Source organism: Streptomyces sp. T12, from assembly GCF_028736035.1.
GTDB lineage: Bacteria > Actinomycetota > Actinomycetes > Streptomycetales > Streptomycetaceae > Streptomyces.
On the sequence record NZ_CP117866.1, the window covers coordinates 5,965,313 to 5,977,769 of the forward strand.

The 12,457-nt window shown below is 69.0% G+C and carries 14 protein-coding genes and 1 tRNA gene; 11 read left to right on the top strand and 4 right to left on the bottom strand.

From position 1 onward, the window contains the following. The first annotated feature begins 136 nt into the window (after window positions 1-136). From PBV52_RS26900 to xerC, 9 genes are all read left to right on the top strand, one after another. Complete coding sequence (locus PBV52_RS26900; RefSeq protein WP_274241622.1) at window positions 137-394, top strand: hypothetical protein; 258 nt, start codon at window positions 137-139, stop codon at window positions 392-394. Window positions 395-409: 15 nt separating this feature from the next. Next, window positions 410-604 carry a hypothetical protein gene (locus PBV52_RS26905; protein WP_274241623.1) on the top strand — a complete coding sequence of 65 codons (195 nt, stop codon included), beginning with the start codon at window positions 410-412 and terminating at the stop codon, window positions 602-604. A gap of 14 nt (window positions 605-618) precedes the next feature. Further along, the gene (locus PBV52_RS26910) at window positions 619-1,221 is read left to right on the top strand and encodes a hypothetical protein (protein WP_274241624.1); all 603 of its coding nucleotides are present in this window, start codon (window positions 619-621) and stop codon (window positions 1,219-1,221) included. Continuing rightward, window positions 1,218-1,511, top strand: a complete 294-nt coding sequence (locus PBV52_RS26915; RefSeq protein ID WP_274241625.1) for a hypothetical protein — start codon at window positions 1,218-1,220, stop codon at window positions 1,509-1,511. The genes PBV52_RS26910 and PBV52_RS26915 overlap by 4 nt, the downstream gene beginning before the upstream one ends. 15 nt (window positions 1,512-1,526) lie before the next feature. Next, on the top strand, window positions 1,527-1,976 hold the full coding sequence (locus tag PBV52_RS26920; RefSeq protein WP_274241626.1) for a hypothetical protein: 450 nt from the start codon (window positions 1,527-1,529) through the stop codon (window positions 1,974-1,976). Between the two features lie 136 nt (window positions 1,977-2,112). Further along, a complete protein-coding gene (locus PBV52_RS26925; RefSeq protein ID WP_274249597.1) occupies window positions 2,113-2,979 on the top strand; it encodes a bifunctional DNA primase/polymerase in 867 nt (288 codons plus the stop codon). Window positions 2,980-2,981: 2 nt separating this feature from the next. Continuing rightward, on the top strand, window positions 2,982-4,457 hold the full coding sequence (locus PBV52_RS26930) for an ATP-binding protein (RefSeq protein WP_274241627.1): 1,476 nt from the start codon (window positions 2,982-2,984) through the stop codon (window positions 4,455-4,457). 469 nt (window positions 4,458-4,926) lie between these two features. Next, window positions 4,927-5,136 carry a helix-turn-helix domain-containing protein gene (locus tag PBV52_RS26935; protein ID WP_274241628.1) on the top strand — a complete coding sequence of 70 codons (210 nt, stop codon included), beginning with the start codon at window positions 4,927-4,929 and terminating at the stop codon, window positions 5,134-5,136. Between the two features lie 74 nt (window positions 5,137-5,210). After that, window positions 5,211-6,413 carry a tyrosine recombinase XerC gene (gene xerC, locus PBV52_RS26940; protein ID WP_274241630.1) on the top strand — a complete coding sequence of 401 codons (1,203 nt, stop codon included), beginning with the start codon at window positions 5,211-5,213 and terminating at the stop codon, window positions 6,411-6,413. A gap of 82 nt (window positions 6,414-6,495) precedes the next feature. Here xerC and PBV52_RS26945 read toward each other — a convergent pair. The 3 genes from PBV52_RS26945 to PBV52_RS26955 form a co-directional block, all read right to left on the bottom strand. Then, window positions 6,496-6,569: transfer RNA gene (locus PBV52_RS26945), tRNA-Pro, on the bottom strand. 33 nt (window positions 6,570-6,602) lie between these two features. After that, the gene (locus PBV52_RS26950; RefSeq protein ID WP_274241631.1) at window positions 6,603-7,412 is read right to left on the bottom strand and encodes a Pr6Pr family membrane protein; all 810 of its coding nucleotides are present in this window, start codon (window positions 7,410-7,412) and stop codon (window positions 6,603-6,605) included. Between the two features lie 190 nt (window positions 7,413-7,602). After that, entirely contained in the window at window positions 7,603-8,529 is a 927-nt protein-coding gene (locus PBV52_RS26955; RefSeq protein ID WP_274241633.1) for a metallophosphoesterase, read from the bottom strand. A gap of 132 nt (window positions 8,530-8,661) precedes the next feature. Between PBV52_RS26955 and PBV52_RS26960 the strand changes: the two genes are divergently transcribed. Then, entirely contained in the window at window positions 8,662-9,126 is a 465-nt protein-coding gene (locus PBV52_RS26960; protein ID WP_274241634.1) for a GatB/YqeY domain-containing protein, read from the top strand. Window positions 9,127-9,296: 170 nt separating this feature from the next. On the opposite strand, the gene PBV52_RS26965 is transcribed toward PBV52_RS26960, so the two are convergent. After that, window positions 9,297-11,585 carry a transglycosylase domain-containing protein gene (locus tag PBV52_RS26965; protein WP_274241635.1) on the bottom strand — a complete coding sequence of 763 codons (2,289 nt, stop codon included), beginning with the start codon at window positions 11,583-11,585 and terminating at the stop codon, window positions 9,297-9,299. Between the two features lie 505 nt (window positions 11,586-12,090). Between PBV52_RS26965 and wblA the strand changes: the two genes are divergently transcribed. Then, a complete protein-coding gene (wblA, locus tag PBV52_RS26970) occupies window positions 12,091-12,429 on the top strand; it encodes a transcriptional regulator WblA (RefSeq protein ID WP_274241636.1) in 339 nt (112 codons plus the stop codon). The last annotated feature ends 28 nt before the right edge of the window (window positions 12,430-12,457 follow it).

Below are 12,457 nucleotides of genomic sequence, written 5' to 3' on the forward strand. Positions count from 1 at the left end.
CGGGGCCGCTAGCGCTAGCGGCACACCCCGCTAACGTTAGCGGCCCCGCTAGCGCCCCAAACCCGGTCTGATCAGGCCGCTAGCGGATAGCGGCCCACCTGCGGAAACCCCTGAAACCCGCCTCGAAGGGCCCCTCATGCCCCTGACCCTGCTCGCTATCACCCTGCTCGTTTGCGTCACGTTGTGTTACGTCGCCGTGTGTGCTGCCTCGCCGTTCGGCACCTGCCGCAAGTGCTCCGGCTGGGGCTTCGCGTTCAAGACCGACCGCAAGGGCCGCATGAAGCGCGGCAAGGACTGCCGACGCTGCCACGCGACCGGCAAGCGCATACGCATCGGCCGCTGGCTCTACAACCGCTTCGCCCGCATCTACCGCGCAGGCACCAACACCCCCTGACCGAAAGGCTTCCCGATGGTCCTCAGCATCTCCGCCGTGCTGCTGTTCGGCGCCGCGTCCGTCCTCGCCGTCAAGAGCGGGTCCGCCGGGGGCGGCGCCGCCGTGGTGCTGTTCCTGTTCGGGTTCTTCGCCGCCGGGACCGGCGCGTACGAGCCCATCCACAACCTCGTGCAGGCGTCCGCCGACGCCCTCTCCGCGCTCGGCAAGTGACGGGAGAGATCCTCGTGAACGACCCCACCACCGCCCGGCACTGGCTCGCTGCCACCGCGCCCAAGGCCGCACCCGCCATCGCCACCACGACAGTGCTCGCCCTCGCCCGGATCTGGAACGCAAACGGCGCCGAACACTCCGTCGGCAACGCCGTCCTGATGGCCGCCCTGTCCCTCGGGGCCGCCGCGGCGGGCGTGGCCGCGGGCAACGCAACCAGCGACTCCGTCATCGTCGGCACCGCCTTCGCCGCCTCCGGCGCGCTCGCCTTCGCCGGGGTCGCCGGATACTCCGACGGACTGTCCCTGCCCCTGCTGCTGTGGTCCCTTGCCACCGCCGGCGCCTACGGACTCGCTGCCCGCTACTGGCGCCACGACCGCCGTGAAACCGTGGCGTTCGAGCGGCAGACGAGCGAGCGGCGCGAGGAGTACGCCCACATCGAACGCGTCGAAACCCTCCGCGCCACCACCCAAATCGAGGTGGCCCGCACCGGCGCCGCCTACGCCGAACAGCTCGCCGCCGCCCTGGTCCACCGCGCCGCACTGCCCGGCTTCGACCCCACCGCCCTGGAATCCGCGGGACTGCCCGAACTCCCCACCGCAGACAGGAAGTCCCTATGACGCGCACGCTTCCCCGCCTGCGCATCCAGGTCACCTGCTGGCCGCGCTATGCGCTGGTTCTGACCGACACCCCCGACCCCGACTGCCCGGACTGCGAGGGCGACGGCGGGATCGGGCACGACTACGGCGACCACAACGGCGAGTACGCCGGCACCGACTGGGAGCCCTGCACCTGCTGGAACGAACAGCGCCGTTGGCTGCTGCTGCCCCTGCCCCACCGCCCCCGCTGGCTGCGCCGCGGCTTCCGCTCGTGGGGGCCGTCCGGCTACAGCGACGAACCCCCCTTCTGAACCGGAGAGGAAACCATGTTCGAGATCCGCATCATCTGCGACCGGTCCGACACCGACCGCATCACCGACGCGCTGTCGCAGGCCTTCACCATCGGCCCCGTCCACAAGTACCCCACCCGCGGCAGCGAGCGGCTACGCCTGTACGTCACGGCCGATCACCACAGCAACACCGGCCCGTGGCCCAGCCCGGAAGAGGCCTACGCGCTCGCACCGAGCATCCTCAGCGAGATCGGATGGACCGGCGGGCAAGCCGCCAACCAGCCGTACGGCCGGGCGCCGCGTGACTTCTGGCTCCGCAAGGCGGCGTTGCTGGACCGCATCGCCCTCCAGGACGTCAGCGACGACGCAGCCGAGGCGGCGACCTGGGAGGCAGAGCGGCTGATGAGCCTGGACGACGCCGGCGTCATCTGCGAGCCGCGGCACTACGTCCGTCAGCAGTACGCCCACTGGATCAACAACCAGTAGCCACGCCCGAGGCGGGCGCCGTCTCACCACAAGCCGCGCCCGCCCCGGTTCTCCCGTCCCTCCAAGAGAGCAGGAGACATCCAGCATGACCCAACGAGCGTCATTCGGCGAGGGCCACCCGTCCCACGCCACTCCCATGAGGCACGGTGGCCCCCGGCCGCGCCTGAGCGAGCACCTGCGCACCGCCCTCGAACTCGCCGCCTCACAGATCCCCGTCCTGCCTCTGCGGGCAGGAAAGATCCCGTTCGGCAACTGCCGCCGCTGCGCGGACAACGTGTGCGGCGGCCGACCGAACATGAAGAACGCAGGACCGTGCACCTGCCCCGGGCCCTGCCACGCATGGGCCGCAGCGACCACCGACCCGGACGTCATCAACTCCGGTATCTGGCGCCGGGCATGGCTGTGCGCGAGCGCGGTCGCCTATCACCCGGGCGGGGCGGGGCTGACGGTCGTGGACCTGGACAACGCCGACGCGATCACGTGGGCTCGCGAGAACCTGCCGACCACGCAGACCGTACCCACCACCCGGGGTGAGCACTGGCTCTACCTCGGTCGGATGCAGTCTGCGAACGCGGTCCGCCCCGGCGTGGACATCAAGTCCACGATGGCCTACGCCCGCTGGCGCGGGTTCGGTACCGGCACCATGGCCTACCTGCCGGATGCCGTGCGCGCGCTGGCCGTGAGCAAGCCCTCCCCGGTCCGGCCGGTGACGCAGTCCCTCACCGCGCCCGCATTGGCCGGTGGCGGGGAGTGCCGTCACGGCACGCCCGCCTACCTGGAACGTGGCATCGCCATGGCCGAACAGCGCATCACCGAAGCCCGCAGCGCGGTGCACACCACGGTGTACCGCACCTTCCTCGCCGTGCTGTCCGCCCACGGCCGGTGCGGCTGCCTCACCGACGCCCACATCGCGCGCCTGTTCACCGCCGCGCAAGCCAAGGGCGAATCGCCCCGGCACTGCACCGACGCGTGGGCCAACGCCCGCGCCGCACTGGGGATGTAGCCGTGTCCGAGGACGAGAAGACACCGGCTCGCCAGATCATCACCGACTACGCGCAAGCGCACTTCCGGTACTTCCGCACCATCGACGGGACCGTCTACGCGCAGCGGAACGGTCACCCCGTCGCCCGGCCCATCCGCTCCCAGGGCACGACGGGCAGCCACCGGCAGGAACTCATGGTCGGCCTGTTCAAGGACGGGGTCGGCGTGTTCAACGGCACGGCACTCAAGGAGGCGTTGGACTTGATCGAAGCACTCGCGCTGACCGAGGCAGTACAGCCCACCCACATCCGCGTCGCCCCCGGGTTCGACGGGGCGACCTGGCTCGACTTGGGCCGTGACGACGGCACGTCCGTCCGCATCCACCCCACTGGTTGGGACATCCTCACCCCCGACCCGCAGGAAGTGTGCTGGCGGCGCACCCAGCTCACCGGCGAACTTCCCCTGCCGGCCAAGGACACCAACGGCAAGGGCATCGACCTCCTGCTCCGCCTGTGCAACTTCGCCAGCGCCGAAACCGAGTGCCTGGCTATCGCCTGGCTGATCGGCTGCCTGGAGCCGTCCGTGCCCGTGCCCGCCCCGTTCCTCACCGGCCCACAGGGGGCGGGCAAGTCCACCGGTGGCCGCATGCTGGTGCGGATCATCGAGGGGATGAGCGGCGACCTGCGCCGGGCGCCGAAGGACGAAGAGAACATGATCACGGCGGTCGCCGCCGGGTGGGTCACCGCCCTGGACAACCTCTCCCACCTGCCCCCGGACCTGTCCGACCTCATGTGCTGCATCGTGACCGGCGCCGAGAGCATCAAACGCGCGCTCTTCACCGACGGCGACGTCGTCCGCTCCCGCTACCGGCGCCCCATGCTGCTGACCGGCATCGACGTCGGCGTCATCCGGCCCGACCTTGCCGAACGGCTCCTCCCGCTCCGTCTGGTGCGGCCCCGGGTGCGGCGGACCGAGGCAGAGCTGTGGAGGGAATACGCGGAGATCCTGCCGGTCGTGCTCGGCTCCCTGCTGGACCTGACCGTGAAGGTGCGGGCCGCCGAGGCGGAGACTCCCACCGATCTGCGGATGGCCGACTTCGCCCACCTGTGCGCGCAGCTGGATGCGGCGACCGGCTTCGGCTCGCTGGCCGCGTACCGGGCCTGTCTCGATGACCTCAACGACGACGTCATCGAAGGAGACCTGCTGGCGCAGACGGTCCTGAAGCACGCTGCCGGACTCGACGCGGGCGCGGAAGTCCGTATGGCGTCCTCGGAGTGGCTGCACTGCCTCACCGGCCTCTACAGCGGCGAGGAGTGCCGTCCCCTGCCCAAGGGCTGGCCCACCACCGGCAGGGTCCTCTCCGACCGGCTCAAGCGGCTACAGCCGACCCTCGCCGCCCGCGGTGTCCTCATCGACTGGGGCCGCACCAGCGCCGCCCGCTACATCGAGATGACCCGCCCCCCGCTCCCGCCATCAAGCGAGCAGGAAGCGGCGTTCTGACCCGCGCCACCACGCAGCCACACCGAACAAGCAAGAGGAGCACCCCGCGCCCACGCGGTGCTCCTCTTGCTGTTCCGGCGGCTTGCCGCCGCCCGAGGACGCGCCGCGAAGCGGCTCCTTCTTCATGTCCTGAGCCGCACCGCACGACCACAGACACCACCCCTTCTCTTTTTCCTAAGAGAAGAGATCCTGCGTCACCCACGTCAGCAGCCACCCGAACGCGGCCCCTGACCTGCGGCTACAGCGGTGACGCAGACGGCCAAACCTGCGTCATCCCGCGTCACCCGCGTCACAGGTGACAGAACTTCGCCCCGCCCTGTGACACGCCCCGAGCTGCCCGCGTCACCGCACAACCGCTGGTCAGAGCCCCAAATGACGTGCGTGACGCGATGACGCAGAAATCCGCACCTCGGACACACGCGGACTCCCGAAAAGGGCCCCCGGAACCCTGCCTAGGAGGCACCACCGCATGACCACCGTTGCTGAAGCTGCCGGACAACTCCTCTACCGCCCTGAAGAGGCGGCCAAGGCCCTCAGGATCGGACGCTCGATGGTCTACGAGGAGATACGCCTCGGACGTCTCCAGACCGTCCGCATCGGCCGACGCCGACTCGTGCCGCCTGAGTACATCGCGCAGTACGTCGAACTCCTCAAGTACGAGGCAGAGGCCACCGCCTGAACTCCCGATCACCCCAGTTCCACAGGGCCGCGCCCACCAGGGCGCGGCCCTGTCCTATGGAGGCACAACAGAAGATGAGCGAGACTCCGAAGCGCACCCGGGCTGGTCACGGCGCGGACACGATCTATTGGGACCCCGTCAAGAAGAGCTACGTGGGAGCCGTCTCCTTGGGGTACGCCCCAAACGGCAAGCGCCGTCGACCGAAGGTGTACGGCAAGACGAAGACCGAAGTCCGCCAGAAGATCCGGGATCTTAAGAAGGAGATGCAGACCGGCGTCAAAGCGCCGGCCAACTACACCGTGGCCGACGCGGTGAACGACTGGTTGGAGCGTGGACTCAAGGGGCGCGACGAGAAGGCCACCATCGGCAAGAACCGCTCGATGGCGAACAAGCACCTGATCCCGTTCATCGGCAAGGCCAAGCTGAAGGAGCTCAGCGCGGACGATGTCGACGACTGGTTGGACGACCGGGCCGAAGTGCTCGCGACCCGGAGCCTGCGTGACCTGCTCGCCATTCTGCGCCGTTCCATCGAGCACGCTCAGCGCAGGGACAAGGCGGCGCGGAACGTCGCCCTACTCGTCATCGCACCGGAGGGACGCCCCGGCCGTCCGAGCAAGGCGCTGAATTTGGACCAGGCGAAAGCCGTGCTCACCGCCGCGCGTCCGTCACGGCTCTACGCCTACCTCGTGCTTTCGCTCCTCAGCGGTGTGCGCACGGAAGAGGCGCGGCCCCTCACCTGGGATCACGTCTTCCTGGAGACGACGGACGGCATCCCGCCTCACGTCGCGGTGTGGCGTTCGGTGCGCAAGCACGGTGAGACCAAGACCAGGAAGAGCCGCCGGACCATAGCTCTGCCGAAGCAAGTGGTCGACGTCCTCGAAGAACACATGCGGTGGCAGAAGCAGGAGCGGGCATCGAGAGGGATGGAGTGGAGCCCGACCGGCCGTGTCTTCACGACTCGGAGCGGTGAGCCGCTGGACGCAGCCAACGTCCGGCGAGACTTCAAGGCCATCGTGAAGAAGGCCGGACTGAAGCCTGAGTGGACGCCGCGGGAGCTCCGGCACAGCTTCGTGTCCCTGCTCTCCGACCATGGCATCCCCTTGGAGCGGATCGCGCTCTTGGTCGGTCACAGCAGTCAGGCGACCACGGAGGCGGTCTACCGCAAGCAGCTCCGGCCTGTGATCACGCAGGGTGCCGAAGCGATGGATGACATCTTTGCCGAGGATCAGGAAGGGGAGGCCGTGGAGGACGACGAAGAGGGCGACGCGGTGGCCTGATCAAATTCGTTTGGCCCCCCGTTTGGCCCCCCAGGCACGACAGAGGGCAGGTACGAAACTCGTACCTGCCCTCTGACCAGCGTCGGGGTGGCGGGATTTGAACCCACGACCTCTTCGTCCCGAACGAAGCGCGCTGCCAAGCTGCGCTACACCCCGATGTCGCTGCTTGTCGCGGCGACGACGTTTACTTTAGCCCACCGGTGGCTGGAGACGAAATCCGGTTTTCGCGCGGTGGTGTGCGCGGTGGCGGATCGGGTTGGGGCGGGCGTGGTCGAGGGCCACGAGGAGGATGGCCAGGGCGTAGATGGCGAGGCCGATGAGGAGGGCGTTGCCCAGGACGCTGCGGTAGCCGTGCCGGCCCACGTCGAGGAACGGGTAGAGGTAGCGGGCCGGCGTGCCGGGGACGAGGAGCTCGCCTCGGGCGAGGGTGAGCGCCAGGTAGGTGAGGGGGTAGAGCAGCCAGGTCGCCGCCTGGCGCAGGTGCAGCAGGCCGGGGGTCGTCAGGAGCAGCCAGTCCAGCAGGGCCGCGACGGGGGTCGCCGTGTGCAGGACCTGGGTGGTGAGCGCGTGCCAGCCTGTCGGGTCGGTGGCCTCGCCCGTCAGTACGCCGGGCAGCGCGAAGGGGCTCGACTCGTTCGCCAGGAGCAGGTGGTAGACCAGGCCCGTGACCAGGGCGTAGAGCAGCGTGGCGCCCGTCAGTGCCGATGGGAGGGGGCGACGTGCGGTCCAGGCGCGGCGGGCCGCGAGGGTGAAGACCAGGACCAGCAGGATGTTGGCCTGGATCGCGAAGTGGCTCAGGGTGCGCAGTGGGCTGCCGAGGGTCAGTTCCACGGCCACCGCCGCGCCCGCGGCCAGGGCGACCAGCAGGCGGTACACGGCGGCCCAGGGGCGGCGTACGGGGGGCATCACGGCCGTGGCGGGGACGTGGGAGGGCAGCAGCGCGGGGATGCCCGGTATCGCGGGGAGGTCCGGGATGTCCCTGGGTATCGGGGCGGTCATGCCCTCACGCTAAGGAGCGTGGGCGGAATGGGCGATATGGCTGGTCCATGCGGGTTATGTGGACTACGCGGGTTATATCGCGCAGCTTCCGCCTGGGGCTCCGCGCTGCCTCTCCTCGCCGCCTCCCTACTCCTGCACTCCCCTACTCCTGCACTACCGACTCCCGTACTCCCGCCTTACTGGTTACGACCTACTCCCGCCCCACCAACGTCAGCAACGTCGCCTCCGGCGGGCAAGCGAAGCGGAACGGGGTGTAGCGGTTCGTGCCGCAGCCCGCCGACACGTGCAGGTACGCCGTACGGCCCTCCGCCGTGTGCGTGGACAGGCCCTTCACGCGGTCCGTGTCCAGGTCGCAGTTGGTGACCAGGGCGCCGTAGAAGGGGATGCAGAGCTGGCCGCCGTGGGTGTGGCCGGCGAGGATCAGGGAGTAGTCGTCGGCCGTGTAGGCGTCCAGGACGCGCAGGTACGGCGCGTGGACCACGCCCATCGCGAAGTCGGCGGTGCCGGACGGGCCGCCGGCCACCTGCTCGTAGCGGTCCCTCTTGATGTGCGGGTCGTCCAGGCCGGTGAGCTCCACGGACACGCCCTCGACCTTCAGCGTCCCCCGCGTGTTCGTCAGGTTGAGCCAGCCCGCGGCGTCGAAGCCGTCGCGCAGGTCTTCCCACGGGTTGTGGATCGCGCCGACGACGGGCGGGTTGCCGTTCAGGCCGTGGCGGCCCTGGGCCTTCTCGAGGAGGTAGCGGGCGGGGTTGCGCGGCGTGGGGCCGTAGTAGTCGTTCGAGCCGAAGACGTACGCGCCCGGGAACTCCAGCAGCGGGCCCAGCGCGTCCAGGACCTCCGGCACGGCCTCCGGGTCGGAGAGGTTGTCGCCGGTGTTGATCACGAAGTCGGGGCGCAGGCCGGCCAGCGAGCGCAGCCAGCGCTGCTTCTTGCGCTGGCCGCCGACCATATGGATGTCGGAGACCTGGAGCACGCGCAGCGGACGCATGCCGGCCGGCAGGACGGGGATCGTCACCCGTCGCAGGCGGAAGGAACGGGCCTCGAATCCCGCCGAATACAGCAGACCGGCGGCGCCGACCGCCGCGATGCCCAGGGGTACTCCGTATCGCGCGTGCATGCCACCCATCGTGTCAGACCGGGGGAGTGTCACCTGACGGGCCGTCCTCGACCGCTTCCGGTACGACGTCGGCGCGCAGGTCCCTTGAAATCAACGGGCGTTCCGCGCCCCACACCTGCGACAATCAACACCATGACCACGCTCAAGTCGAAGCTGCAGGAAGACCTCAACGCCGCGATCAAGGAGCGCGACGAGCTCCGCTCCTCGACGCTCCGGCTGACGCTCGCCGCGATCACCAAGGAGGAGGTCGCGGGCAAGGAGAAGCGCGAGCTCTCCGACGACGAGGTGCAGAAGGTGATCACCCGCGAGGCGAAGAAGCGCCGTGAGGCGGCCGACGCCTTCGCGCAGGGTGGTCGTCCCGAGCAGGCCGAGCGGGAGAAGGCGGAGGGCGAGGTCCTCGCCACGTACCTGCCGAAGCAGCTCAGCGACGACGAGCTGAACCAGATCGTCGCCCAGGCCGTGGAAGAGGCCAAGTCGGCCGGCGCCGAGGGCCCGCGGGCCATGGGCGCCGTCATGAAGATCGTGAACCCGAAGGTCGCGGGTCAGGCGGAGGGCGGCCGCGTGGCAGCGGCGGTCAAGAAGCTGCTGGCCGGCTGAGACCCTCGGCACGGGCAGCCGACGCCAGCGAACGCCCGTGTGAACGCCCCGTGTGAACGCCCGGTGCGACCGGCCCCCATACGACAGACGGTCCCTGTCCCTTCGTACGACCGACACGAAGTCTTCGTACGAAGGGACAGGGACCGTCCCTGTCTCAAGGGGGCACCGCGTCAGCCGCGTCCGCCGTTGCCGTTCCCGTTCGTCTGGCCCTGCCACCAGCCCTCGGGGATCGAGAAGGTCGGACTCGGGAACGTGCCGCCGTCCGTGCCGCCGGTGTTTCCGCCGCCGACCAGGCCGCCGATCAGGTTGTCGTCGCCGTTGTCCCCGTCGTTGCCGCCGTTCTGGTTCCCGTTGTCGTCGCCGTCTCCGTCACCCCGGTCACGGTCTTCGTCGTCGGGGATGCGGACGAAGTTGAACTGCTCGACGGGCTTGCCCTCGAGGGCGCCGGTCATGGCGTCCCGCCAGATCGGGCCGGGGACCCGGCCGCCGTAGACCAGGTCGTGGAACTCGCCGCCGATGTAGATGTTGCGCATCTTGACCTTCTGGGTGGCACTGCCGACCCAGACGGCGCCCGAGAGGTTCGGCGTGTAGCCGACGAACCAGGCGTTGCGGCGCTCGTCCGTCGTACCCGTCTTACCGGCGCTGTCGCGGTCGGTGAGACCGGCCTCCTTGCCCGTACCGGAGTCGACCACGCCCTGCAGCAGGTTGTTGATGGTGTCCGCGGTCTGCTCGGACATCGCCCGCGAGCACGTCGACTTCGGCACCTCCAGCGACTGCTGCTTGCCGCCGACCTTCTGCGAGATCGACTCGATGGCGATCGGCGTGCAGTACATGCCGCGGGAGGCGAAGGCGGCGTACGCGCTCGCCATTGTCAGGGGGGAGAGGCCGACCGAGCCGAGGGCGATGGCGGGGCGCTCGGGGAGCTTGGTGCCGTTGCCCTGGCGGACCTGGAGCTTGTCGGTGATGTTGACCACCGGGCACAGACCGATGTCGGCGATCATCTGCACGAAGTAGGTGTTGACCGACAGCTCCATCGCCTTCTTCAGGCGGTAGGGGCCGTGCTCCGACTTGCTCTCGTTCTCCAGCTTCTCGTTGTTGCGGTTGGTCCACGGCGTGCTCTCGCACGTCTGGACCGGGCTCGGGTACGCCATCTCGTACGGTGACGAGTACTCCTGCGTCGGCGGCCGGCCCTCCTCCAGCGCGGCCGCCGCCACGAACGGCTTGAACGTCGAACCGGTCGGGAAGCCGAAGTTGGAACCGCCGTACGCCGAGTCGACCGAGTAGTTGAGCTCGGTCTCGTTCTTGCCGTAGCCGTACGGCTTCGACTGGCCCATGCCGAGGATCTTGCCGGTGCCGGGCTCGACCAGGGTGGCCGCGGCCGCGACCTTGTCCGTCTGGTTGACGTGGTCCTTGAGCGAGGCCTGGACCGAGTCCTGGGCCTGCGGGTCGAGGGTCGTCGTGATGGTCAGGCCGCCCTGGTTCCAGATCTTGGCGCGGGCCTCACGGTTCTTGCCGAAGACCGGGTCGCTCTTGAAGACCTTCTCGACGTACTTGCAGAAGAAGCTGGCGCCCTTGGCCGCGGTGATGCAGCCGTTCTTGGGCTTGCTGACCTTCAGACCGAGCGGGGTCTCCTTGGCCTTGTCGGCCTCCGCCTGGGAGACGTCGCCGAGGTCGGCCATGCGCTGCAGGACGGTGTTGCGCCGCTTGGTGGCCTCGGCCTCGTCGTTGACCGGGTCGTAGCGGCTGGGCGACTGGACGATGCCGGCGAGCAGCGCGGCTTCCTGGAGCTTGAGGTCCTTGGCGGACTTGGAGAAGTAGCGGTGGGCGGCGGCCTCGACGCCGTACGCCTGCTGGCCGAAGAACGTGATGTTCAGGTAGTTCTCGAGGATCTTCTTCTTGCCGAGCTCCTCCTCGACCTGGATCGCGTACTTCAGCTCCTTGATCTTGCGGCCGATGGTCTGCTGGGTGGCCTGCGCGACCTTCGTCGGGTCGTCGCCGGCCTCCTCGACGAAGACGTTCTTCACGTACTGCTGCGTGAGCGTGGACGCGCCCTCGCTGACGCCGCCGCTCTGGGCGTTGCGGTTGAGGGCACGCAGGACGCCCTTCAGGTCGACCGCGCCGTGCTGGTAGAAGCGGGCGTCCTCGATCGCGACGATCGCCTTCTGCATGTACGGCGAGATGTCCTTGAGGTCGACCACCGTGCGGTCGCGCGAGTACACCGTGGCGATCGTGCCGCCCTTGGCGTCCAGGATCGTGGTGCGCTGGCTCAGCGGCGGGGTCTTGAGGTTGGCCGGGAGCTCGTCGAAACTCTCGACCGATCCCTTGGCGGCAAGTCCCAGCGCGCCGACGGCGGGCAGCGCGATGCCGGCCAGCACGGCTCCCGCGAGCACACTGACACCGAGGAACTTGGCGGCCTGCTGAGTGGCCGACAGACCACCGCCTGAGCGCTTGTTTGGCATGGGGGCAGCCTAAACCGTAGAGATGAGCGAACCGAGGGCCGACCGTGCGGGAGCGTGCGATGGGCACGGTGAGCCGACGTGAGCCATGGCACGGCAAAGTCAGGCGTCCACCTTCCCGTTTCCCGGACAGGCGCGCAGGCCTTGGCCTAAGCTGCTCTCAACTGTCACAGCAGTGCGGCCACGTATCAATACGTCCGGCGACCCCGAATCGTTGCGGAGGTTCCCCACTTTTTTGGTGGGCGCGTGTCCGAATCCGCCTTGTGTGTCATCCGGCGTCCGTTGTGACTCAACTGAACTGTCCCGGTTTGCCGGGAAAGTCACGCATGTCGCCAGCTCACTCCCCCGGGTGATCTGCCGCTTACGCATAGTCCGTTCGGGCCATTCAAGATTGGGCCCGAAGGGGGTGTTGCGCTGTGCCCACCTTCCGTAACGTCCTCAACTGGCGGCGGTGAATATGCCGCTGCCGCCGTGGGGGAGCCTCGATTCGGGAGAGGACGGCGCCGGTATGGGCTGGGTAGTCGACTGGAGTGCGCAGGCGGCCTGCCGCACTACCGATCCGGATGAACTGTTCGTTCAGGGAGCAGCGCAGAACAGGGCCAAGGCGGTGTGCACCGGATGCCCGGTGCGCACGGAGTGCCTGGCCGACGCGCTGGACAACCGCGTCGAGTTCGGCGTGTGGGGAGGCATGACGGAGCGGGAGCGCCGCGCACTGCTGCGCAGGCGGCCGACCGTCACCTCGTGGCGCCGGCTGCTGGAGACGGCGCGTACGGAGTACGAGCGCGGGGCGGGCATCCTGCCGCTCGACGACGACGAGGTGTACGAGAACTTCGCGGCGGTGAGCTGAGGGGGCCCACGAGGTCTCCCGCACACTG

Coding starts and splice junctions, on each gene's coding strand:
- PBV52_RS26900 (WP_274241622.1), top strand. CDS start 137: ATGCCCCTGACCCTGCTCGCTATCACCCTGCTCGTTTGCGTCACGTTG.
- PBV52_RS26905 (WP_274241623.1), top strand. CDS start 410: ATGGTCCTCAGCATCTCCGCCGTGCTGCTGTTCGGCGCCGCGTCCGTC.
- PBV52_RS26915 (WP_274241625.1), top strand. CDS start 1,218: ATGACGCGCACGCTTCCCCGCCTGCGCATCCAGGTCACCTGCTGGCCG.
- PBV52_RS26920 (WP_274241626.1), top strand. CDS start 1,527: ATGTTCGAGATCCGCATCATCTGCGACCGGTCCGACACCGACCGCATC.
- PBV52_RS26925 (WP_274249597.1), top strand. CDS start 2,113: ATGAGGCACGGTGGCCCCCGGCCGCGCCTGAGCGAGCACCTGCGCACC.
- PBV52_RS26935 (WP_274241628.1), top strand. CDS start 4,927: ATGACCACCGTTGCTGAAGCTGCCGGACAACTCCTCTACCGCCCTGAA.
- xerC (WP_274241630.1), top strand. CDS start 5,211: ATGAGCGAGACTCCGAAGCGCACCCGGGCTGGTCACGGCGCGGACACG.
- PBV52_RS26950 (WP_274241631.1), bottom strand. CDS start 7,412: ATGACCGCCCCGATACCCAGGGACATCCCGGACCTCCCCGCGATACCG.
- PBV52_RS26955 (WP_274241633.1), bottom strand. CDS start 8,529: ATGCACGCGCGATACGGAGTACCCCTGGGCATCGCGGCGGTCGGCGCC.
- PBV52_RS26960 (WP_274241634.1), top strand. CDS start 8,662: ATGACCACGCTCAAGTCGAAGCTGCAGGAAGACCTCAACGCCGCGATC.
- PBV52_RS26965 (WP_274241635.1), bottom strand. CDS start 11,585: ATGCCAAACAAGCGCTCAGGCGGTGGTCTGTCGGCCACTCAGCAGGCC.
- wblA (WP_274241636.1), top strand. CDS start 12,091: ATGGGCTGGGTAGTCGACTGGAGTGCGCAGGCGGCCTGCCGCACTACC.